Here is a 23269-nt window from a genome sequence, read left to right on the forward strand (position 1 = left end):
GTTTTTTAAAATAAGAAAAGGCTACTTGAGTTGTCAAATAGCCTTCTCTCAATGGCTTTTTATGAGCTTTCTGTTTGATTGATAGACTTGACTATCCTATCATGTTTTCTAAGGTCTGTCAAGAAAACCATTTTCAAGTTTTCACACCTTTCTCAAAAAGTTAAAAATTTTTCGCAAAAACGCTTGACTCTGACCTAAGGGGAGGGGTTATACTATCAATGTAATACTCTTCGAAAATCTCTTCAAACCACGTCAGCTTTATCTGCAACCTCAAAGCTGTACTTTGAGCAACCTGCGGCTAGCTTCCTAGTTTGCTCTTTGATTTTCATTGAGTATAAGGAGGAAATCATGTACCATATAAAAGAAGCTGCGCAGCTTTCAGGTGTCTCTGTTAAGACCCTGCATCACTACGATAAGATAGGGCTCTTGGTTCCCTTAAAGTCGGAAAACGGCTATCGAACCTATAGTCAAGAGGATTTGGAACGACTTCAGGTCATTCTGTATTACAAATATCTAGGCTTTTCTTTAGAAAAAATAGCAGAGCTGTTAAAGGAAGAAAGGAAAGATTTATTGCCTCATTTGACTAGGCAGTTGGACTATCTAACTCGAGAAAGGCAACATCTGGATACCTTGATTTCCACCTTGCAAAAAACCATTCAAGAACAAAAAGGAGAAAGAAAAATGACCATTGAGGAAAAATTCACTGGATTTAGCTATCAAGACAATCAAAAATACCACCAAGAAGCGGTAGAGAAATATGGTCAAGAAGTTATGGACCAAGCGCTTGAACGCCAGAAAGGTCACGAAGATGAGGCTACGGCTGCCTTTAACCAAGTTTTTCAAGTTTTGGCTCAAAACCTTCAAGCTGGTCTGCTTGCAACAGCGGCCGAAAACCAAGAGCAAGCAGCCAAACTATTGCAAGCTATTCGTACTTATGGATTTGACTGCTCTATTGAAGTATTCGGCCATATCGGTAAAGGCTACGTTTACAACCCAGAGTTTAAGGAAAACATTGACAAGTTTGGACCTGGTACAGCTCAATACACATCAGATGTTATTGCTGCTTACATTCGGACACAGACAAAATAAAAATCAGCGGAGTTACCTCTGCTGATTTTTTCTGGTTTCAAGTACTATTTGGTTAATAGTTTTTCCACTACGTTTAACTTCCGCATGGTCAGATCCAGGCCAAACAATTTTTCAAGATAGTTGGTATTGAGCTTTTTTTGTTTTGCAGTTCTAGGGAGATAGAGGTAGAGACAGTGATCACCTACACAAATTTCTTCTTCACCGTAGTCAGCTTTCAATTTTTCTAGTGGCAGACTTTGGATAAATCCCTGATAAAAAATCACATGTATACGATCGTAAAGATAGTCTTCTCTAAATGGATTCTCATGAACAATCTTTTCAAAATCGTTCTTATTCTTGATAACCATTTTTAAGTCGGCCCCAATTTTTTCCTTTATCAGAGTATGAACGCGTTCTCGTATTTCTTCTAAATCTAAGTCACTTTCAAGAATGATATTCCCACTTTGAATATAGGTTCGAACGTGTTGAAAACCAGCTTCTGTCAGAATATCTACCAAATAAGACATTTTCGGGATAGCATTCTTTCCATTAGGAGTAACACCTCTTAGTAAAATAATATGTTCCAAAGGACTTCCTTTCTTATTTGGTATTTATTGGATTTGAGCCTGCCACCCAGCCGGTGCAGAGGGCAGAAGTGATGTTAAAGCCACCCGTGTGGGCATTGATATCCAGTACCTCACCAGCAAAGTGGAGACCAGGGACCAGTTTGCTTTCCAGTGTTTTAGGGTTGATTTCCTTGAGACTGACGCCCCCCTTGGTGACAAAGGACTTAGCAAGAGACATTTTGCCAGTCACAGGGATTTTGAGGGCCTTGATGGACTGGAGTAGTTGTTCGCGTTCCTTTTCAGTCAGTTGTTTGACTTTTTCAGGATAGCCTTGCGACAAAAATTCTGCCAAGCGTTCTGGAAGCAAAGTTTTTAAAGCATTTTTCAAGGATTTTTCCCGATTTTCTTCTAGAAATGCAACCAAGTCCTTCTCAGAAAGTTGAGGTAAAACATCTAGCGAGAGAACCTCTCCGCCCTTGACAAAGCTAGACATGCGTAGGGCAGCAGGACCGGATAGACCAAAGTGGGTAAAGAGCAAATCGTGGGTGATGACATGCTTGCCATAGCTTAAGGTCACATCGTCTAGTGAAATCCCTTGAAGCGCTTTGTGTGGAAAATCAGTCAACAATGGGCTCTCAGCAGCTTCAAGCTCGGTAATGGTATGTTTGAAATGACGGGCAATCTCGTGACCAAAACCAGTAGAACCAGTAGACGGATAGGATTTTCCGCCAGTTGTGACAATGAGTTTATCACAAGTGAAGTTTTGGTCTGCGGACTTAAGGACAAACTGGTCATCCACCTTTTTAACAGAAACAATCTCTGTTTGAGTAGCAACTTGACCACCGAGTTCAGTGATTTTCTTTTCCAAGGCCTCGATAATGGTCCGAGACTTATCACTAGCAGGAAAGACGCGTCCGTGGTCCTCGACCTTAAGTTTGACTCCATTTTTCGTAAAAAAGTTAATGATATCATGGTTATCAAACTGAGAAAATACACTGTATAAAAAGCGCCCGTTACCAGGAATTCCAGCTAATAGGTCATCTAAAGTTCCATTGTTGGTCACATTACAACGACCACCGCCCGTTCCAGCTAATTTTTTCCCAAGTTTGCGATTTTTTTCGATGAGTAGAGTTTTCTGACCATAAAAGCTACTGGAAATGGTAGCCATCATACCTGCAGGTCCTCCACCAATGACAATAGTATCAAAATGTTTCATAGCTCTATTGTACCACAAAAAACAAGAGATGCTTGACATCTCTTGTTGCTCATAATCTTAGTTGATTTCATATCCCATCAACAAACCGCCATCTTCTGCATAGAAACTGCAGAGACCAGATGTCGGGATGATTTTGATATCCGCTTGTGGGAAGGTTTCCAGCAAGCGTTCTGACAATTGCTGACAGAATTTTTCATTGCTGCGATGAGCCATGACGATACGGCCACCAGCGTAGCCAGCCTTGATGAGTTCTTCATAGGCTGCTTGAAGGGATTTTTTTGGTCCACGCGCTTTTTGGAGTAGTTCTAGGGTTCCAGTTTCACTTGCTTCCCCAACCATACGGATGTTGAGAAGACCGACAACTGTACCGATCAGCTTGCTTAAACGACCATTTTTTACCAAGTTATCAACCTTAGCGAGTACAAAAAGCAACTTCGTTTTTTCTTGGTAGGCTGTAATAGCTTCAACAATTTCCTCATAAGAAAGTCCTTGATCAATCAAACTATTGATTTTCTCGACAATCAAGTCAACCTCACCACCTGCAGACAATGTATCGATCACATGAATCTGAGTGTCAGGGTGTTCTTCAAGGTAGATATTTTTAGCGAGCTGTGCACTATTATGGCTACCTGAAAGAGTACCAGTGATAGTAACGACAAAGATATGCTTAGCACCTTCAAATGCTCGCAAGTAATCATCAGGGCTAGGACAAGCTGATTTTGAAGCCTCAGAAGTCGCATACATGGTTTCCATCATGTGGTCAATGTTAAGATTGGCATCATCGATAAAGACCTGATCAGCTACTTGAATTGTTAAAGGAACACTAACAAATTCCGTATCAATAGCAGGAGTTGCCAGTTGACGATAATCACAACCAGAGTCAGCTACAATCTTCCAAGTCATAGAAATTCTCCATCTTTGTCACTTATACATTGACAAAGGTTCTGTCTTTTTTTACAATTATATCATGAAAGCCCTTGAAACAAAAGTACCACCTCTCTGTTGTCACAAGTAGAAAGAAATTGTTATGTCTGAACGTAAAATATCTGAAAAATCTCTTGAAAATCTCAGAAAATCAAATCAAGAATCCAATTTTTTAACCAGAGAAGCAATCGAGACGGCTCTTTTGCAACTTCTAGAGAAAAAAGACTTGGCCAAGATCAGCATTTCGGAGCTGGTCAAACGGGCGGGCGTCTCTCGTGCTGCCTTCTATCGTAACTATGACTCCAAAGAAGAGATTTTGGAAAGTGTTTTTAAACGCAGTGTCCATAACATTATGGAACAGTTGAGCCACTACGATGTTAAAACAGACCTTTATCTAGTCTGGGTACACCTTTTCCGCGCAGCCAAGAAAGAAGCCAAAGTTATCCAACTTGCTCTGGACTACCATTTGGAAAAGATTTTTGTCCAAGCCATGCAGGAATTTCTAGAAAAATACCACGGAAAGTCAAAAGGCGTTAGCAGCTACCTTCATTCCTTTTGGAGTTCTGCCATCGTATCGGTTCTGCTCAAATGGATCAAGGATGGCATGAAGGTTCCGGCTGAAAAGATTGCAGATTTACGCTTGCCATTTTTCAAAAAATAGAGGAAAAGGAGAAGACTTATGACAGAAAAAAGACTGGCTTGGGATGAGTACTTTGCAGCCCAGGCTTTACTGATTGCCAATCGTTCGACCTGCAAACGTGCCAAAGTGGGAGCTGTCCTCGTTAAGGACAATAAAGTCATTTCAACTGGCTATAATGGTTCCGTATCAGGAACGGAGCACTGTATTGACCACGATTGTCTGGTCATTGAAGGTCACTGTGTTCGAACCCTTCACGCCGAGGTTAATGCTATTCTCCAAGGGGCTGAGCGAGGGGTTCCCAGAGGATTTACAGCCTATGTGACCCATTTTCCGTGTCTGAACTGCACCAAACAACTGCTACAAGTTGGTTGTAAGCGCGTGGTTTATATCAACCAGTACCGAATGGATGACTATGCCCAGTACCTTTATCATGAAAAAGGCACCGAGTTGACCCATTTACCATTAGAGACTGTTCAGACAGCTCTTCAAGAGGCAGATTTGATTTAAAAATTAATAAAAAGAAATGGTTTAGAAAGCTTTTTAAACCGTTTTTTGATATAATAAGAAGAATAAATTGAAAGAAGGAATTCAGAAAATGGGAAAAATTGAAGTCATTAATCATCCACTCATTCAACACAAATTGTCAATCTTGCGACGTACAGATACTTCTACAAAAGCTTTTCGTGAGCTAGTAGATGAGATTGCAATGTTGATGGGATATGAAGTACTTCGTGATCTTCCACTTGAAGATGTGGAAATCGAAACACCTATCACAAAGACCGTTCAAAAACAATTGGCTGGTAAAAAATTGGCGATTGTCCCAATCTTGCGTGCAGGTATCGGGATGGTAGATGGCCTCTTGTGCTTGGTTCCAGCAGCTAAAGTTGGTCACATCGGTATGTACCGTGATGAAGAAACCCTTCAACCAGTTGAATACTTGGTGAAATTGCCTGAGGATATTGACCAACGTCAAATCTTTGTCGTTGATCCAATGTTGGCAACAGGTGGCTCAGCAATCTTGGCAGTAGATTCGCTTAAAAAACGTGGCGCTTCAAATATCAAGTTTGTCTGCCTAGTATCTGCTCCAGAAGGAGTGAAAGCTCTTCAAGAAGCACACCCAGATGTAGAAATCTTTACAGCAGCCTTGGATGAACGCTTGAACGAACACGGTTATATCGTTCCAGGTCTTGGAGATGCTGGAGACCGCTTGTTCGGTACTAAATAAAATTCCAAAGTAAATACTGAAATTAGAAGTTCGTTTTTGACTTGAAAGGAGGTTGAGTTTTTGTTTCTGTTTAGAGAATAGAGCAAAAATTTGACCTTTTTTGACCAAAAAGATATAATAGTTCTGTATTGAGTCGTAAGACTAAGAAAATTCAACATAAAAGGAGAAATGAATGATTCCTGTAGTTATTGAACAAACAAGCCGTGGAGAACGTTCCTATGATATTTACTCTCGTCTTCTGAAAGACCGCATCATCATGCTAACAGGTCCAGTTGAAGACAACATGGCCAACTCCGTTATCGCACAATTACTTTTCTTGGATGCCCAAGACAGCACAAAAGATATTTACCTTTATGTCAACACACCTGGAGGATCTGTTTCAGCTGGTTTGGCAATCGTTGATACCATGAACTTTATCAAAGCGGATGTCCAAACTATCGTTATGGGGATGGCTGCATCTATGGGTACTGTCATCGCATCAAGTGGTGCAAAAGGCAAACGTTTCATGCTTCCAAATGCAGAGTATATGATTCACCAACCAATGGGTGGTACAGGTGGTGGTACCCAACAGACCGATATGGCAATCGCTGCAGAGCACTTGCTTAAAACTCGTAAGACATTGGAGCAAATCCTTGCAGATAACTCTGGTAAATCAGTCGAGCAAATTCATGCAGATGCGGAACGTGATTACTGGATGAGTGCCCAAGAAACACTTGAATATGGCTTTATTGATGAAATCATGGCCAACAATTCTTTAAGCTAAGCAACCTAGAAAGCAAACTCGACGGAGTTTGCTTTTTTTGATATAATAGGAGAAGATTTCTTAGAAAGAGGATTCCTCATGTTTGAAAAAACAAATCGATCAGGATTAATCATCTATCTCTACTATAATCGAGATGCAAAAAAACTTCAGGAATACGGTGATATCTGTTACCATTCCAAAAAACATCGTTACTTGCAGCTCTATGTTCCAACTGAGGAGTTAGATGACTTAGTTGAGAGATTAGGTAAGGAAAGATATATCAAGAAAATTAGACGTTGCCATATTCAAGAGCTAGAAACTCCCTTCGTTGGGAATCTCTATCGGACCGAAGAAAACGTTATCATTTAAAAAGTTAAATAAATACATTGACAATTTTCTGATAATTCGGTATATTCTTAACATACAATTTTTGAAACAACTATAAGGAGATTAAAAATGAAGAAAAAATTTGCCCTATCTTTTGTGGCTCTTGCTAGTGTGGCTCTTCTTGCTGCCTGTGGAGAGGTCAAGTCAGGTGCGTCAAACACAACTGGAAATCCAGTGGACGAAAAAACGATTAAGATCGGTTTTAACTTTGAAGAGACAGGTGCTGTGGCAGCTTACGGTACAGCTGAACAAAAAGGTGCCCAGCTTGCTGTAGACGAAATCAACGCTGCAGGTGGAATTGATGGAAAACAAATCGAAGTTGTAGACAAAGACAACAAGTCAGAAACTGCTGAAGCAGCTTCTGTTACAACAAACCTTGTTACCCAATCAAAAGTAGCAGCTATTGTAGGACCTGCGACATCTGGTGCAACTGCTGCAGCTGTAGCTAACGCTACTAAAGCCGGAGTGCCATTGATTTCACCAAGTGCTACTCAAGACGGTTTGACTAAAGGTCAAGATTACCTATTTATCGGAACATTCCAAGATAGCTTCCAAGGGAAGATCATTTCTAACTATGTAACAAACAAATTGAATGCTAAGAAGGTTGTTCTTTATACTGACAATGCTAGTGACTATGCTAAAGGTATTGCTAAATCTTTCCGTGAAGCCTACAAGGGTGAGATTGTAGCAGACGAAACGTTTGTAGCAGGTGATACTGACTTCCAAGCAGCCCTTACTAAAATGAAAGGGAAAGAGTTTGACGCTATCGTTGTTCCAGGTTACTACACTGAAGCAGGTAAAATTGTAAACCAAGCTCGTGGTATGGGAATTGATAAACCAATTGTTGGTGGTGATGGATTTAACGGTGAAGAATTTGTTCAACAAGCAACTGCTGAAAGAGCATCAAACATTTACTTCATCTCAGGATTCTCAACTACAGTTGATGTTTCTGCAAAAGCTAAAGCTTTCCTTGAAGCATACCGTGCTAAATACAACGAAGAGCCTTCAACATTCTCAGCTTTAGCCTATGATTCAGTTTACCTAGTAGCAAATGCTGCAAAAGGTGCTAAAAACTCAGGTGAAATCAAGGACAACCTTGCTAAAACCAAAGATTTTGATGGTGTAACTGGTCAAACAAGCTTTGATGCTGACCACAATACAGTGAAAACTGCTTACATGATGACCATGAACAATGGTAAAGTTGAAGAAGCAGAAGTTGTAAAACCATAACATTAGAATAGTAATTGAAATGGGGAATGAGCCTTTGACTCACTCCCTGTTTCGGTGTTTATGAACTTGTGAAAATAATGAAATTTTCTAAAAAATTACGATAGAAAAGAGTGAATGCTATGCTCCAACAACTTGTGAATGGTCTAATTCTGGGTAGTGTTTATGCACTTTTAGCTCTGGGTTATACCATGGTTTATGGAATTATCAAACTCATCAACTTCGCCCATGGCGATATTTACATGATGGGTGCCTTTATTGGTTACTTTTTGATTAATTCTTTCCAAATGGATTTCTTTTTAGCTTTAATTATTTCAATGGCTGGAACTGCACTACTTGGTGTTGTGATTGAGTTTCTTGCCTACCGTCCTTTGCGACACTCTACACGTATTGCTGTATTGATTACTGCCATCGGAGTCTCTTTCCTACTGGAATACGGAATGGTTTATCTAGTAGGTGCCAATACTCGTGCCTTTCCTCAAGCAATTGAAACAGTCCGCTTTGACTTGGGACCAATTAGCTTGACAAATGTTCAATTGATGATTTTAGCAGTTTCTATATTCTTGATGGTTTTATTGCAATTGATCGTCCAAAAAACAAAAATGGGGAAAGCCATGCGTGCGGTATCAGTTGATAGTGACGCAGCTCAATTGATGGGAATTAATGTAAATCGCACAATCAGCTTTACCTTTGCTTTGGGCTCAGCTCTTGCTGGTGCAGCAGGTGTCCTCATTGCCCTTTACTACAACTCTCTTGAACCTTTGATGGGCGTGACTCCGGGTCTAAAATCATTCGTTGCGGCCGTACTTGGTGGTATCGGAATTATTCCTGGTGCAGCTCTAGGGGGATTTGTGATTGGCTTGTTGGAAACATTTGCTACTGCCTTCGGTATGTCTGATTTCCGTGATGCTATCGTGTATGGAATCTTGCTTTTGATCCTGATTGTTCGACCTGCAGGTATCCTTGGTAAGAATGTGAAAGAGAAGGTGTAAACAATGAAGACAAATCTTAAAGTAAATATTCTCTGGTTATTCCTTCTGTTAGCGGGTTATGGATTGATTAGTGTACTGGTTTCTGCTGGTGTTCTCAATCTATTCCATGTCCAAATTTTAGAACAAATTGGGATTAATATCATCCTTGCAGTAGGTTTGAACTTAATCGTTGGTTTTTCAGGCCAATTCTCACTCGGCCATGCAGGTTTTATGGCAATTGGGGCTTATGCAGCAGCGATTATTGGTTCAAAATCACCAACCTATGGTGCCTTCTTTGGAGCAATGGTCTTGGGCGCTTTGATTTCTGGTGCAGTCGCTTTGCTCGTTGGGATTCCAACACTCCGTTTGAAGGGTGACTACCTGGCTGTTGCGACACTAGGTGTTTCAGAAATCATTCGTATCTTTATCATTAATGGTGGAAGTTTGACCAACGGTGCTGCTGGTATCTTGGGTATTCCAAACTTTACCAACTGGCAAATGGTTTATCTTTTTGTAGTGATTACAACTATTGCAACTCTCAACTTCTTACGTAGTCCAATTGGACGCTCTACTCTATCTGTTCGTGAGGATGAGATTGCTGCTGAATCCGTTGGAGTAAACACTACAAAGATCAAGATTATCGCTTTTGTCTTTGGTGCCATTACAGCAAGTATTGCTGGTTCACTTCAGGCTGGTTTTATCGGTTCTGTCGTCCCAAAAGATTACACTTTTATTAATTCCATCAACGTGTTGATTATCGTTGTATTTGGTGGACTTGGATCTATTACTGGTACCATCGTTTCAGCGATTGTTTTAGGAATTTTAAATATGCTCCTTCAAGATGTAGCTAGCGTACGTATGATCATCTACGCCTTGGCTCTTGTATTGGTTATGATTTTCAGACCAGGTGGACTTCTTGGGACATGGGAATTGAGTCTATCACGTTTCTTTAAAAAATCTAAGAAGGAGGGACAAAACTAATGGCATTACTTGAAGTTAAACAGTTAACCAAACATTTTGGCGGTCTAACAGCTGTTGGAGATGTCACTCTTGAATTGAACGAGGGAGAATTGGTTGGTCTGATTGGACCAAATGGTGCTGGTAAAACAACCCTTTTCAATCTCTTGACCGGTGTTTATGAACCAAGCGAAGGTACTGTGACACTAGATGGTCATCTCCTAAATGGGAAAACTCCCTATAAGATTGCTTCACTTGGTCTCAGTCGTACCTTCCAAAATATTCGTTTGTTCAAGGACTTGACAGTTTTGGAAAATGTTTTGATTGCATTTAGCAATCATCATAAACAACATGTCCTTGCGAGCTTCCTACGCCTACCAGCTTTTTATAAGAATGAGGAAGAATTAAAAAGCAAAGCTTTGGACTTGCTGAAGATTTTTGATTTGGATGGTGACGCAAATACTCTTGCCAAGAATCTGGCCTATGGTCAACAACGTCGATTAGAAATTGTTCGTGCTCTGGCAACTGAACCTAAGATCCTCTTTTTGGACGAACCTGCAGCTGGTATGAATCCACAAGAAACAGCTGAATTGACAGAACTAATCCGTCGTATCAAAGATGAATTTAGAATTACCATCATGCTCATTGAACACGACATGAATTTGGTTATGGAAGTCACTGAGCGTATCTATGTTCTTGAATATGGTCGGTTGATTGCTCATGGGACTCCGGATGAGATCAAGAAAAACAAACGCGTTATCGAAGCTTATCTAGGAGGTGAAGCCTAATGTCTATGTTAAAAGTTGAAAACCTCTCTGTGCATTACGGTATGATCCAAGCAGTTCGTGATGTAAGTTTCGAGGTTAATGAAGGTGAAGTTGTTTCCTTGATTGGTGCCAATGGTGCTGGTAAAACAACCATTCTTCGTACCCTTTCAGGTTTGGTTCGCCCAAGTGCTGGTAAAATTCAGTTTTTGGGAAAAGAAATTCAAAAGTTGCCTGCGCAAAAAATCGTGGCAGGTGGTCTTTCACAAGTTCCTGAGGGACGCCATGTTTTTCCAGGCTTGACTGTTATGGAAAACTTGGAAATGGGAGCTTTCTTGAAGAAAAATCGTGAAGAAAATCAAGCCAACTTGAAAAAAGTCTTTTCACGTTTCCCTCGTTTGGAAGAGCGTAAAAACCAAGATGCGGCAACTCTTTCAGGTGGTGAACAGCAGATGCTGGCTATGGGACGCGCTCTCATGTCTACACCTAAGCTCCTTCTCTTGGATGAGCCGTCAATGGGACTTGCCCCAATCTTTATCCAAGAAATTTTTGATATCATTCAAGATATTCAGAAGCAAGGAACAACGGTTCTCCTAATTGAACAGAACGCTAACAAGGCCCTTGCTATCTCTGACCGTGGTTATGTACTTGAAACAGGAAAGATTGTCCTATCAGGAACAGGAAAAGAACTCGCAGCATCAGATGAAGTCAGAAAAGCATATCTAGGTGGCTAAAACAATCCAGTGGATTGTTTTAGTCGGCGGATAAGGATTGCGCAAGCAATTCTCCTCTGGTCTAGGAGACTAGTTTAGGTTGTTGATGAAGATTGCGCACGTAATCCCTCTATAGTCCGGGGGACCTTTTTAGTCGGTAGATAAGGATTGCGTAGCAATCATCAGATCCAGTGGATTGTTTTAGTCTGCGGATAAGTATTGCGCAAGAAATTCTCCTCTAGTCTGGGAGACTAGTTTAGGTTGTGGACGGAGATGATAATAGGTTTCCAATACTAGTTGCTAGTATCCTTAACAACAGAAAGAAATATAAATAATGTTTGCTGACTTGCACATATAGAGCTCTAGATTAGAGCTCTTTTTTGTAAAAGACTCAGATTATTCAAAATTTTGAAAAAGAGATGAAAGCGTTTGATAGATTTTCTAAGAAAGTGTATAATAAAAGTAGCAATATAGAAGGAGAAGTCTCATGGCAGTTAAAGATTTCATGACCCGTAAGGTAGTTTATATCAGTCCAGATACGACTGTAGCACACGCAGCAGATTTGATGCGCGAGCAAGGTTTGCACCGTTTACCTGTTATCGAAAACGATCAATTAGTCGGATTGGTAACAGAAGGAACCATTGCGGAAGCCAGCCCATCTAAAGCAACCAGTCTCTCTATCTATGAGATGAATTATCTTCTGAATAAAACCAAAGTAAAAGATGTAATGATTCGAGATGTCGTGACGGTTTCTGGCTATGCTAGTCTAGAAGATGCGACCTACCTGATGCTGAAAAATAAAATTGGGATATTACCAGTCGTAGACAATCATCAGGTCTACGGCGTCATTACAGACCGCGATGTTTTTCAGGCTTTCTTGGAAATCGCTGGATACGGAGAAGAGGGGATTCGTGTTCGTTTCATTACAGAAAATGAAGTCGGAGTACTGGGGAAAATTGTAGCTTTAATTGTAGAAGAGGATTTAAATATTTCCCATACTGTTAACATTCCACGTAAGGATGGCAAGGTCGTTATCGAAGTTCAAATTGATGGAAAAATCGATTTGACTGCATTAAAGGACAAGTTTGAAAAAGAAGGAATTCAAGTGGAGGAGATCACTCATACCTCTGCTAAAGTCCTTTAAACAAGAGGCTTTAGAGCCTCTTTTCTTCTGCCATCAAAAGCGGTGAAAAGCAAAATATGGAAAGAAATGAGAGATTATGGTATAATAAAACGATATGAAAAGGAGTATCTATGGACATTTCAGAAATTCGTCAAAAAATTGACGCAAATCGTGAAAAATTAGCTTCTTTTAGGGGGTCTCTTTGACCTCGAAGGCTTAGAGGAAGAGATTGCCATCTTGGAAAACAAGATGACAGAACCTGATTTTTGGAACGATAATATCGCGGCCCAAAAAACGTCGCAAGAATTAAATGAATTAAAAAACACCTACAACACCTTCCGTAAAATGGAAGAGTTACAGGATGAAGTTGAGATTTTATTGGACTTTTTAGCAGAAGACGAGTCAGTCCATGATGAACTGGTCGAACAGTTGACAGAACTGGATAAGATGATGACCAGCTACGAGATGACCCTTCTCTTGTCAGAACCTTATGACCATAATAATGCAATCTTGGAAATCCATCCAGGATCTGGTGGTACTGAGGCTCAGGACTGGGGCGATATGTTGCTTCGTATGTACACTCGTTATGGAAATGCCAAAGGCTTTAAAGTAGAAGTCTTGGATTACCAGGCTGGTGATGAAGCGGGTATCAAATCTGTGACCTTGTCTTTTGAAGGACCCAATGCTTATGGCCTACTTAAATCAGAAATGGGTGTTCACCGTTTAGTCCGTATTTCGCCATTTGACTCTGCCAAACGACGCCATACTTCCTTTACATCCGTAGAGGTTATGCCTGAGTTGGATGATACCATCGAAGTGGAGATTCGTGAAGATGATATCAAAATGGATACTTTCCGTTCAGGTGGCGCTGGTGGACAAAACGTCAATAAGGTTTCAACAGGTGTGCGTTTGACACACATTCCTACGGGCACTGTCGTCCAATCAACGGTCGATCGTACCCAGTATGGAAATAGAGATCGTGCCATGAAGATGTTGCAGGCTAAGCTCTATCAAATGGAGCAAGAAAAGAAAGCTGCGGAAGTTGATTCCCTTAAAGGTGAGAAAAAAGAAATCACATGGGGAAGCCAAATCCGTTCTTATGTTTTCACGCCTTATACTATGGTAAAAGATCACCGTACAAGCTTTGAAGTTGCTCAGGTAGATAAGGTGATGGATGGAGACCTTGATGGTTTTATCGATGCCTACCTCAAGTGGCGAATCAGCTAAGATAGAAAGGAACTCATATGTCAATCATTGAAATGAGAGATGTTGTCAAAAAGTATGACAACGGGACGACTGCCTTGCGTGGTGTGTCTGTTACCATTGAACCAGGAGAGTTTGCCTATATTGTAGGACCTTCTGGGGCAGGGAAGTCAACCTTTATTCGAGCTTTATATCGTGAAGTAAAGATCGAAAAAGGAAGCCTATCAGTTGCAGGCTTTAATTTAGTTAAAATTAAGAAGAAAGATGTCCCACTACTACGTCGTAGTGTCGGGGTAGTCTTTCAGGATTACAAACTTTTGCCTAAGAAGACCGTTTATGAGAATATTGCCTATGCAATGGAAGTAATCGGTGAGAGCCGTCGCAACATCAAAAAACGTGTTATGGAAGTATTGGACCTGGTTGGTTTGAAACATAAGGTTCGCTCTTTCCCTAATGAACTCTCAGGTGGAGAGCAGCAACGGATTGCGATTGCTCGCGCGATTGTCAACAATCCTAAGGTATTGATTGCCGATGAGCCAACAGGAAACTTGGACCCAGATAATTCGTGGGAAATTATGAATCTGTTGGAACGCATCAATCTCCAAGGTACTACTGTCTTGATGGCAACCCACAATAGTCAGATTGTAAATACCTTGCGCCACCGTGTCATTGCCATTGAAAATGGCCGTGTCGTTCGTGACGAAGCTAAAGGAGAATATGGATACGATGATTAGTAGATTTTTTCGCCATTTATTTGAATCATTAAAAAGTTTAAAACGAAATGGCTGGATGACAGTAGCAGCAGTGAGTTCGGTTATGATTACCTTGACACTTGTTGCCCTGTTTGCATCTGTAATTTTTAATACAGCGAAACTAGCTACCGACATTGAAAACAATGTTCGGGTCATGGTTTACATTCGTAAGGATGTAGCTGATAACAGTGAAACGATTGAAAAAGAAGGTCAGACAGTTACCAATAATGACTACCACAAGGTCTATGATGCTTTGAAAGCTATGCCTGCTGTTAAAAGTGTTACCTTCTCAAGTAAAGAAGAACAGTACGAAAAACTAACGGAAACAATGGGTGACGATTGGAAGGTCTTTGAAGGGGATGCAAACCCTCTCTATGATGCCTATATCGTCGATACAAATTCTCCGAGTGATGTTAAAACGGTAGCTGAAGAAGCTAAGAAAATTGAGGGAGTATCAGAGGTTCAAGATGGTGGAGCCAACACTCAACGACTTTTTGAATTGGCTTCCTTTATCCGTGTTTGGGGATTGGTTATTGCAGGGCTCTTGATTTTCATCGCAGTCTTCCTCATTTCCAATACCATTCGTATCACTATTATTTCACGTAGTCGTGAGATTCAGATCATGCGTCTTGTAGGAGCAAAAAATGGCTATATTCGTGGTCCATTCTTGCTAGAAGGTGCTTTTATTGGCTTGCTTGGTGCAGCAATTCCTTCAGTCCTTGTATTCTTTGTTTACAATATGGTTTATCAATCGGTCAATAAATCCTTGGTAGGTCAAAACTTGTCAATGATTACTCCAGATGTGTTTATCCCTCTGATGACAGTCCTATTATTTATAATCGGAATTTTCATTGGTTCAATTGGTTCAGGGATTTCAATGCGTCGATTCTTGAAGATCTAGTTGGATTTAAATGCAAATTGCAGAACAAATCAGAAAAATAATACATATTTAAAAGAGAAGTTTTCGTAAACTTCTCTTTTTCTTTTTTAAAAATTAAAAAAAATAGACAATTTTTTTATAAAAGCCTTTACAAAAAAAATAAAAGTGGTATAATTAATACATAACCAAATGCAAACGTTTTCGTAAAACGTTTGCCTAAATAAAATAAAGGAGATTTGAATGATGAAAGCTACATTCAAAAATGTCTTGTCTTTCGAATTTTGGCAAAAATTCGGTAAGGCTTTAATGGTGGTTATCGCCGTTATGCCAGCGGCGGGATTGATGATCTCAATCGGTAAATCAATCGTGATGATCGACCCAAACCTTGCTCCTCTAGTGATTACTGGTGGAATCCTTGAGCAAATTGGTTGGGGGGTTATCGGTAACCTTCATATCTTGTTTGCCCTTGCTATTGGGGGAAGCTGGGCAAAAGAACGTGCAGGTGGTGCATTTGCAGCCGGACTTGCCTTTATCTTGATTAACCGTATCACAGGTACTATCTTCGGTGTTACAGGTGATATGTTGAAAAACCCTGAAGCAATGGTTACTACCTTCTTTGGTGGTTCAATCAAGGTTGCTGACTACTTTATCAGCGTTCTTGAGGCACCAGCGCTTAACATGGGGGTTTTCGTAGGGATTATCTCTGGTTTTGTTGGGGCAACAGCTTATAACAAATACTACAACTTCCGTAAACTTCCTGATGCCCTTTCATTCTTCAATGGTAAACGTTTCGTACCATTCGTCGTTATTCTTCGTTCAGCTATTGCTGCAATTCTACTTGCTGCCTTTTGGCCAGTAGTTCAAACAGGTATTAACAACTTTGGTATTTGGATTGCCAACTCACAAGAAACTGCTCCAGTTCTTGCACCATTCTTGTATGGTACTTTGGAACGTTTGCTCTTGCCATTTGGTCTTCACCACATGTTGACTATCCCAATGAACTATACAGCTCTTGGTGGAACATACGAAGTGTTAACTGGTGCAGCAAAAGGAACACAAGTATTTGGTCAAGATCCACTTTGGCTTGCATGGGTAACTGACCTTGTTAACCTTAAAGGTTCAAATGCTGACCAATACCAACACCTTCTTACAACAGTCACTCCAGCTCGTTTCAAAGTTGGACAAATGATCGGTTCATTTGGTATCTTGATGGGTGTCATCGTTGCTATCTACCGCAATGTTGATGCTGACAAGAAACACCAATACAAGGGTATGATGATTGCGACAGCCCTTGCAACATTCTTGACAGGGGTTACTGAACCTATTGAGTATATGTTCATGTTCATCGCAACACCGCTTTACCTTGTTTATTCAGTAGTTCAAGGTGCTGCCTTTGCTATGGCAGATATTGTTCACCTTCGTGTCCACTCATTCGGTTCAATTGAATTCTTGACTCGTACACCATTGGCAATTAATGCTGGTATTGGTATGGATATCGTTAACTTTATCTGGGTAACTGTTCTCTTTGCGGTTATCATGTACTTCATTGCCAACTTCATGATCAAGAAATTCAACTACGCAACTCCAGGACGTAACGGAAACTACGAAACAGCTGAAGGAGCATCAGAAGAAGCAACTCCTGGAACTCCAAAAGTTGCAGCAGCTTCTCAAGCCGTAAACATCATTAACCTTCTTGGTGGTCGTGCAAATATCGTAGATGTGGATGCATGTATGACTCGTCTTCGTGTAACTGTTAAAGACGCAGATCGCGTTGGTACTGAGGAACAATGGAAAGCAGAAGGAGCTATGGGTCTTGTCATGAAAGGACAAGGTGTCCAAGCTATCTACGGACCAAAAGCTGACGTATTGAAATCTGATATCCAAGATATCCTTGACTCAGGGGAAGTAATTCCTGAAACTCTTCCAAGTCAAATGACAGAAACTCAACAAAATACTGTACATTACAAGGGTGTAACTGAAGAAGTTTACTCAGTAGCTGACGGTCAAGTTGTTGCTTTGGAACAAGTGGAAGATCCAGTTTTTGCTCAAAAAATGATGGGTGATGGATTTGCAGTAGAGCCAGCAAATGGCAACATTGTATCTCCAGTTACTGGTACTGTATCAAGTATCTTCCCAACAAAACACGCTCTTGGTCTTGTCACTGACTCAGGTCTTGAAGTGCTTGTTCATATTGGTTTGGATACAGTAAGTCTTGAAGGAAAACCATTTACTGTTCATGTCTCTGAAGGACAAAAAGTGGTTGCTGGTGATCTTCTTGTCACAGCTGACTTGGATGCTATTCGAGAAGCAGGACGTAAAACATCAACAGTGGTTGTCTTCACAAATGGTGATGTCCTTAAATCAGTTAAACTAGAACAAACAGGTTCTCTTGCAGCTAAAACAGCAGTTGCTAAAGTAGAATTGTAATATACTTGGGGTTGGAAGCTGTTTTCCAACCTCTTGTTTTAGGAGAAAAGCATGAAATTTCTAACACTCAATACCCACAGTTGGATGGAGAAGGAAGCAGAGGAAAAATTCCAAATCTTACTCCAAGACATTCTTGATAGGGACTATGATTTGATTTGTTTCCAAGAAATCAATCAAGAAATGACTTCGCCTGAGGTAGAGGTTAACAATCACTATCAAGCTTTACTATCAGCAGAACCCATTCATCAGGACCACTATGTCCGACTTCTGGTTGAAAAATTGGCTGAGAAAGGGAAAAACTACTACTGGACTTGGGCTTACAATCATATTGGTTATGACCGCTACCATGAAGGTGTAGCTATCTTATCCAAAACACCTATCAAGGCGCGTGAGATTTTAGTATCAGATGTAGATGATCCAACGGACTACCATACTCGTCGCGTTGCCTTGGCTGAGACAGAGGTTGAAGGTAAGGAACTTGCTCTTGCAAGCGTTCATCTCTCTTGGTGGGGTAAAGGTTTCCAAGAAGAATGGGCACGATTTGAGGCTGTACTAAAAGAGTTGAACAAACCTCTGATTTTAGCAGGTGATTTTAATAATCCAGCTGGTCAGGAAGGCTATCAAGCGATTTTAGCTAGCCCATTAGGATTACAAGACGCGTTTGAAGTTGCGAAAGAAAGAAGTGGTAGCTATACCGTTCCACCAGAAATTGATGGTTGGAAAGGCAATACCGAGCCACTACGAATCGACTACGTCTTTACGACCAAAGAGTTAGAAGTAGAGAGTTTACAAGTAGTTTTTGATGGACAAAATAGTCCACAAGTCAGTGATCACTATGGTTTGAATGCTGTATTGACCTGGAAATAATGAAAAAGGTTGGAATCAGAGGTTCCAACCTTTTAAGTTACTTGAATCTTTACTACAGGACTGGGACTCAAATGGGGCTACTGCAATAGGACAAAATATGGTATAATTGAAAGGATAGAATCGAGGATAGTATGTCATTTAAGAAATTTCAATTTAAAAATTATATAGTAGAAGCCTTGGAGGAGTTGAAGTTTACGACTCCTACCGAAGTTCAGGAAAAGTTGATTCCTATTGTCTTGGCAGGTCGTGATTTGGTGGGCGAGTCAAAAACAGGTTCAGGAAAGACTCATACTTTCTTATTACCCATTTTCCAGCAATTAGATGAAACTAGCGATAGTGTGCAAGCAGTCATTACTGCACCAAGTCGTGAGTTGGCCACTCAAATTTACCAAGCAGCTCGTCAGATTGCAGCTCACTCAGATGTTGAAGTTCGTGTGGTTAATTATGTGGGTGGTACGGATAAGGCACGTCAGATTGAAAAACTTGCCAGCAACCAACCACATATCGTTATCGGAACGCCGGGTCGTATCTATGACTTGGTCAAATCTGGTGATTTGGCTATTCACAAGGCCAAGACCTTTGTAATTGATGAAGCCGATATGACCTTGGATATGGGATTCTTGGAAACCGTTGATAAGATTGCAGGGAGCCTTCCAAAAGACTTGCAATTCATGGTCTTTTCAGCGACGATTCCTCAAAAATTGCAACCATTCTTGAAGAAATACTTGTCAAATCCTGTCATGGAGAAAATTAAGACCAAAACAGTCATCTCAGATACCATTGATAACTGGTTGATTTCGACCAAGGGCCGTGACAAGAACGCTCAAATTTATCAGTTGACTCAGTTGATGCAGCCTTATTTAGCAATGATTTTTGTTAATACAAAAACGCGTGCTGATGAGTTACATGCCTACTTGACTGCTCAAGGCTTGAAGGTAGCTAAGATTCATGGAGATATTGCTCCTCGTGAACGCAAACGGATCATGAATCAAGTGAAAAATCTGGATTTTGAGTACATTGTTGCAACAGACTTGGCAGCGCGTGGAATTGACATTGAAGGGGTCAGCCATGTTATCAATGATGCCATTCCGCAAGACTTGTCCTTCTTTGTTCACCGTGTTGGACGAACTGGGCGCAACGGACTGCCTGGTACAGCGATTACCCTTTACCAGCCTAGTGATGACTCGGATATCCGTGAGTTGGAGAAATTAGGAATCAAGTTTATTCCTAAGATGGTCAAAGACGGAGAGTTTCAAGATACCTATGACCGTGATCGTCGTGCTAATCGTGAAAAGAAGCAGGATAAGCTTGATATTGAAATGATTGGCTTGGTTAAAAAGAAAAAGAAAAAAGTCAAACCTGGCTATAAGAAGAAGATTCAATGGGCGGTGGATGAAAAACGCCGCAAAACCAAGCGTGCTGAAAATCGCGCACGTGGCCGTGCAGAGCGTAAAGCTAAACGCCAAACATTTTAAAAACTCAGTAGAATCAGGTGATTCTACTGAGTTTTTATTTCCGGAAATATTCAAAGGAGATAATAATTATATATTTTAAATAATTTGATTTATAAAACAGTAATTGCTTTAAAACCTTTTTTAGAGCAATATTTTATTGAAATCATAAGGAAAAAAATTGAAAACTATACAAAATTGTGTTATCATACTATAAAACAATCGGATTATATCATTTGATCCGTGAAAAGAAAAGGGGACTTCTATGGATAAATCATTTATGAAACAACAACGTTTTTCATTCCGTAAAATGAAAGTTGGGTTGGCTTCTGTAGCAATTTTGTTTGCTTTTGCTCAGGTCGGACAAGTGTCTGCGGATGAAACAACACAACCGGCATCTACTTCAGCTGAAACAGTAAAGAAAACCGAAGCAAATAAATCGGCAGTCGAAGCTGCTGTAGCAGAAATTAAAGCTGATGAGGCGAAACCAGTCGTTAACCAATCAGATGCAAAACCTGGAGAACTTGTTGATGTTTCTAAGAAGGTTTCACCTATTGACGTGAAAGAACGCCAAGAAGGTGATCAAAAGATTCATGAAGAAACTGCAACAGTTGAAGTCACAAAGACAGAAGTGGCACCTGTAAAAAGTGAAGAACTTCCTGCTCCAAAGACTGAAACAACTGAGAGTACAGTGAGTGGGAAAGATGAAGATGGAAATTCTTATACCCAATATGAACGTGTTGATAAAACAACTACAGTCGAAATCAAGAAAGCGACAAGAACGATTTCAAAATCTAACTCTGCCGATATCGTTTTTGTTGTTGACCGTTCAGCATCTATGTCTCGAACTATTGACACTGTCCGTAACAATATCAATGAGTTTGCAAGAAATCTTGCTAAAGATGGAGTAGCAGCACGTTTTGGATTAGCTACCTTTAGTGATGAAGTATATGGACGTATAGGTGGATTAGCAGATGAGGGTACAATTTTAACAAAATTTAATGAATCTTATTTTACCTCTGACCCAGCTGAGCTTGAAAAAGCCTTAGCAGGCATTAAGCTTGCACATGGTGGAGACTTCCCTGAAACATCTACACCTACTCTTACACAAATTGTTTCAACCTACGACTGGTCTAAGTCACCTAAAAATAAAAAGTTTGTCGTATTGTTGACAGATGCTCCAATGAAGGAGGATCCTTCAATTCCAACGATGGCGAATACTCTTGCGTCTTTGAAAGCCGCAAAAATCGAAAGAATTGTTGCAACTTCGACAGGGACCGATATTAGCTATAAAGATTTTGTATCTGAAGGTCGATTAATGAATATTAATCGTAACTTGGCTGATTCTTTAACTAAGGATGCAACTACATGGATTGTTGAAACTGTGACTGAAGGACACAATTACAAGGTAACGAAAGATAATTACCAATTTTACCTAGAACGTCGTACAACACTACCTGTTGCTCAGACAGGAAGTGCGACTCCAACTACCACAGTTCCAGTAGCTACAGCTTATAAAAAAGAAGTGGCGAAACTCCCTGATACAGGAAGTAATGATACAGCGAACTATGGTATTGTGGGACTTGGCCTCCTAATGGCTGGACTTGGCTTAACTGTAAGCAATAGAAAGTCTAAGGAACAGTAAGCCTAACTGGAAGATTGTTTGTTAAAACATTGTGAGGAAAAAGCAGACGAAAAAATAGGTAGTTTGTAAACGAAGTATGCAGATAAACATAGGTATGATCTTCTGTATTATGGAGTACAAGCCAAATTATTATGCCGAGAAAAGAGCCGTAAGGTTCTTTTTTTGATTTAGAGAAAATACTGCAAAAAAAAGTAAAAAGTGGTATAATGATAAGGTTATATAGTCCCGATAAGATGGTAGGTATTCATTACTAGTAGTTTTCCTATCAGTACTTTGTAACTCTATAACAATATTTTTTAAGGGGGGACATTTTTATGTCAGAACGTAAATTATTCACGTCTGAATCTGTATCTGAGGGGCATCCGGATAAGATTGCAGACCAAATTTCAGATGCGATTTTGGATGCTATTTTAGCAAAGGATCCAGAGGCGCACGTTGCTGCCGAGACAGCTGTATACACAGGTTCGGTCCATGTTTTTGGTGAAATTTCTACACATGCTTATGTAGATATTAACCGAGTGGTTCGTGATACCATTGCAGAGATTGGTTATACCAATACAGAGTATGGTTTTTCTGCAGAGACGGTGGGAGTTCATCCGTCACTTGTTGAGCAGTCACCAGATATCGCCCAAGGTGTTAACGAAGCCTTGGAGGTTCGTGGGAATGTAGATCAAGATCCGCTGGACTTGATTGGTGCTGGTGACCAAGGTCTTATGTTTGGGTTTGCAGTGGATGAGACAGAAGAACTCATGCCTTTACCAATCTCACTTAGTCACAAGTTGGTTCGTCGTTTGGCAGAACTTCGTAAGTCTGGTGAAATTAGCTATCTTCGTCCTGATGCCAAATCACAAGTAACAGTTGAGTATGATGAAAATGACCGTCCGGTACGTGTGGACACAGTCGTTATTTCAACTCAGCACGATCCAGAAGTTAGCAATGAACAAATTCACAATGATGTGATTAACAAGGTTATCAAAGAGGTGATCCCAGCTTCTTACTTGGATGAGCAAACCAAATTCTTCATCAATCCAACTGGTCGCTTTGTAATCGGTGGACCTCAAGGGGACTCAGGTTTGACTGGTCGTAAGATTATCGTGGATACCTATGGTGGCTACTCTCGTCATGGTGGTGGTGCCTTCTCTGGTAAGGATGCGACGAAAGTGGACCGTTCAGCCTCTTATGCAGCTCGCTACATTGCCAAGAACATCGTTGCAGCAGGTCTTGCTAAGAAGGCAGAAGTGCAATTGGCTTATGCTATCGGGGTGGCGCAACCTGTTTCTGTTCGTATCGATACTTTTGGTACAGGAACAGTAGCTGAAAGCAAGCTTGAAAAAGCAGCGCGTCAAATCTTTGACCTTCGCCCTGCGGGAATTATCCAAATGCTGGATCTTAAACGCCCAATTTACCGTCAAACAGCGGCTTATGGACACATGGGACGTACAGATATTGACCTTCCATGGGAACGTTTGGACAAGGTAGATGCTTTGAAAGAAGCTGTGAAATAGAATTAAAAGATTGGTA

Annotated in this window: 23 protein-coding genes; 20 read left to right on the plus strand and 3 right to left on the minus strand. The window is 40.5% G+C overall.

Annotated elements, in window-relative coordinates:
- The first annotated feature begins 348 nt into the window (after window positions 1–348).
- Entirely contained in the window at window positions 349–1089 is a 741-nt protein-coding gene (locus HMPREF2885_RS02520; protein WP_070656977.1) for a MerR family transcriptional regulator, read from the plus strand.
- A 44-nt stretch (window positions 1090–1133) separates the two neighbouring features.
- Here the strand turns inward: HMPREF2885_RS02520 and HMPREF2885_RS02525 are convergent, their stop codons facing one another.
- From HMPREF2885_RS02525 to HMPREF2885_RS02535, 3 genes are read right to left on the minus strand one after another with little or no spacing between them, the layout of a single operon-like run.
- Window positions 1134–1655, minus strand: coding sequence for a DUF1697 domain-containing protein (locus HMPREF2885_RS02525; protein ID WP_061852743.1), 522 nt, complete (start codon window positions 1653–1655; stop codon window positions 1134–1136).
- Between the two features lie 13 nt (window positions 1656–1668).
- Window positions 1669–2850, minus strand: coding sequence for an aminoacetone oxidase (locus HMPREF2885_RS02530; protein ID WP_070656978.1), 1182 nt, complete (start codon window positions 2848–2850; stop codon window positions 1669–1671).
- A gap of 57 nt (window positions 2851–2907) precedes the next feature.
- Window positions 2908–3753 (minus strand): DegV family protein, encoded by an 846-nt coding sequence (locus HMPREF2885_RS02535; RefSeq protein ID WP_070656979.1) that lies wholly within the window; start codon window positions 3751–3753, stop codon window positions 2908–2910.
- A gap of 124 nt (window positions 3754–3877) precedes the next feature.
- On the opposite strand from HMPREF2885_RS02535, the gene HMPREF2885_RS02540 reads away from it, so the two are divergent.
- The 19 genes from HMPREF2885_RS02540 (at window position 3878) to metK (ending at window position 23253) form a co-directional block, all read left to right on the plus strand.
- A complete protein-coding gene (locus HMPREF2885_RS02540) occupies window positions 3878–4435 on the plus strand; it encodes a TetR/AcrR family transcriptional regulator (protein ID WP_000003897.1) in 558 nt (185 codons plus the stop codon).
- 18 nt (window positions 4436–4453) lie between these two features.
- Entirely contained in the window at window positions 4454–4921 is a 468-nt protein-coding gene (locus tag HMPREF2885_RS02545; protein WP_070656980.1) for a deoxycytidylate deaminase, read from the plus strand.
- An 88-nt stretch (window positions 4922–5009) separates the two neighbouring features.
- Window positions 5010–5639 (plus strand): uracil phosphoribosyltransferase, encoded by a 630-nt coding sequence (gene upp, locus HMPREF2885_RS02550; RefSeq protein ID WP_070656981.1) that lies wholly within the window; start codon window positions 5010–5012, stop codon window positions 5637–5639.
- Window positions 5640–5811: 172 nt separating this feature from the next.
- Complete coding sequence (clpP, locus tag HMPREF2885_RS02555; RefSeq protein ID WP_000613467.1) at window positions 5812–6402, plus strand: ATP-dependent Clp protease proteolytic subunit ClpP; 591 nt, start codon at window positions 5812–5814, stop codon at window positions 6400–6402.
- A 78-nt stretch (window positions 6403–6480) separates the two neighbouring features.
- Window positions 6481–6750 (plus strand): YlbG family protein, encoded by a 270-nt coding sequence (locus HMPREF2885_RS02560; RefSeq protein WP_042902526.1) that lies wholly within the window; start codon window positions 6481–6483, stop codon window positions 6748–6750.
- Window positions 6751–6837: 87 nt separating this feature from the next.
- Window positions 6838–7998 (plus strand): ABC transporter substrate-binding protein, encoded by a 1161-nt coding sequence (locus HMPREF2885_RS02565; RefSeq protein ID WP_070656982.1) that lies wholly within the window; start codon window positions 6838–6840, stop codon window positions 7996–7998.
- Window positions 7999–8117: 119 nt separating this feature from the next.
- Window positions 8118–8987, plus strand: coding sequence for a branched-chain amino acid ABC transporter permease (locus tag HMPREF2885_RS02570; protein WP_000941410.1), 870 nt, complete (start codon window positions 8118–8120; stop codon window positions 8985–8987).
- A 3-nt stretch (window positions 8988–8990) separates the two neighbouring features.
- Window positions 8991–9947 (plus strand): branched-chain amino acid ABC transporter permease, encoded by a 957-nt coding sequence (locus tag HMPREF2885_RS02575; protein ID WP_000856262.1) that lies wholly within the window; start codon window positions 8991–8993, stop codon window positions 9945–9947.
- Window positions 9947–10711 (plus strand): ABC transporter ATP-binding protein, encoded by a 765-nt coding sequence (locus tag HMPREF2885_RS02580; protein WP_070656983.1) that lies wholly within the window; start codon window positions 9947–9949, stop codon window positions 10709–10711. Before HMPREF2885_RS02575 ends, HMPREF2885_RS02580 begins: the two co-directional genes overlap by 1 nt.
- Complete coding sequence (locus tag HMPREF2885_RS02585) at window positions 10711–11421, plus strand: ABC transporter ATP-binding protein (protein ID WP_000062207.1); 711 nt, start codon at window positions 10711–10713, stop codon at window positions 11419–11421. Before HMPREF2885_RS02580 ends, HMPREF2885_RS02585 begins: the two co-directional genes overlap by 1 nt.
- A 466-nt stretch (window positions 11422–11887) precedes the next feature.
- Window positions 11888–12544, plus strand: a complete 657-nt coding sequence (locus HMPREF2885_RS02590) for a CBS domain-containing protein (RefSeq protein WP_000268643.1) — start codon at window positions 11888–11890, stop codon at window positions 12542–12544.
- A 110-nt stretch (window positions 12545–12654) separates the two neighbouring features.
- Window positions 12655–13750 (plus strand): peptide chain release factor 2 gene (gene prfB / locus HMPREF2885_RS02595; protein ID WP_096753628.1). Its coding sequence is split into 2 segments (ribosomal slippage): window positions 12655–12726 and window positions 12728–13750, totalling 1095 coding nucleotides; the frame shifts between segments, so codons are not numbered across the junction.
- A 17-nt stretch (window positions 13751–13767) separates the two neighbouring features.
- On the plus strand, window positions 13768–14460 hold the full coding sequence (gene ftsE, locus HMPREF2885_RS02600; protein WP_000022272.1) for a cell division ATP-binding protein FtsE: 693 nt from the start codon (window positions 13768–13770) through the stop codon (window positions 14458–14460).
- Window positions 14453–15379, plus strand: coding sequence for a permease-like cell division protein FtsX (ftsX, locus tag HMPREF2885_RS02605; protein WP_000625556.1), 927 nt, complete (start codon window positions 14453–14455; stop codon window positions 15377–15379). Before ftsE ends, ftsX begins: the two co-directional genes overlap by 8 nt.
- A gap of 219 nt (window positions 15380–15598) precedes the next feature.
- Entirely contained in the window at window positions 15599–17785 is a 2187-nt protein-coding gene (locus HMPREF2885_RS02610; protein WP_083307377.1) for a PTS transporter subunit IIBC, read from the plus strand.
- Between the two features lie 51 nt (window positions 17786–17836).
- Window positions 17837–18652 carry an endonuclease/exonuclease/phosphatase family protein gene (locus HMPREF2885_RS02615; RefSeq protein WP_070656984.1) on the plus strand — a complete coding sequence of 272 codons (816 nt, stop codon included), beginning with the start codon at window positions 17837–17839 and terminating at the stop codon, window positions 18650–18652.
- Window positions 18653–18783: 131 nt separating this feature from the next.
- A complete protein-coding gene (locus tag HMPREF2885_RS02620; RefSeq protein ID WP_049518967.1) occupies window positions 18784–20127 on the plus strand; it encodes a DEAD/DEAH box helicase in 1344 nt (447 codons plus the stop codon).
- A 241-nt stretch (window positions 20128–20368) separates the two neighbouring features.
- Window positions 20369–21748: a VWA domain-containing protein gene (locus HMPREF2885_RS02625; RefSeq protein ID WP_000361432.1), complete on the plus strand. Its 1380-nt coding sequence runs from the start codon at window positions 20369–20371 to the stop codon at window positions 21746–21748.
- A 314-nt stretch (window positions 21749–22062) separates the two neighbouring features.
- Entirely contained in the window at window positions 22063–23253 is a 1191-nt protein-coding gene (gene metK, locus HMPREF2885_RS02630; protein ID WP_049478868.1) for a methionine adenosyltransferase, read from the plus strand.
- The last annotated feature ends 16 nt before the right edge of the window (window positions 23254–23269 follow it).

This window comes from Streptococcus sp. HMSC062H02, from assembly GCF_001813005.1.
Taxonomy (GTDB): Bacteria; Bacillota; Bacilli; order Lactobacillales; family Streptococcaceae; genus Streptococcus; species Streptococcus oralis_S.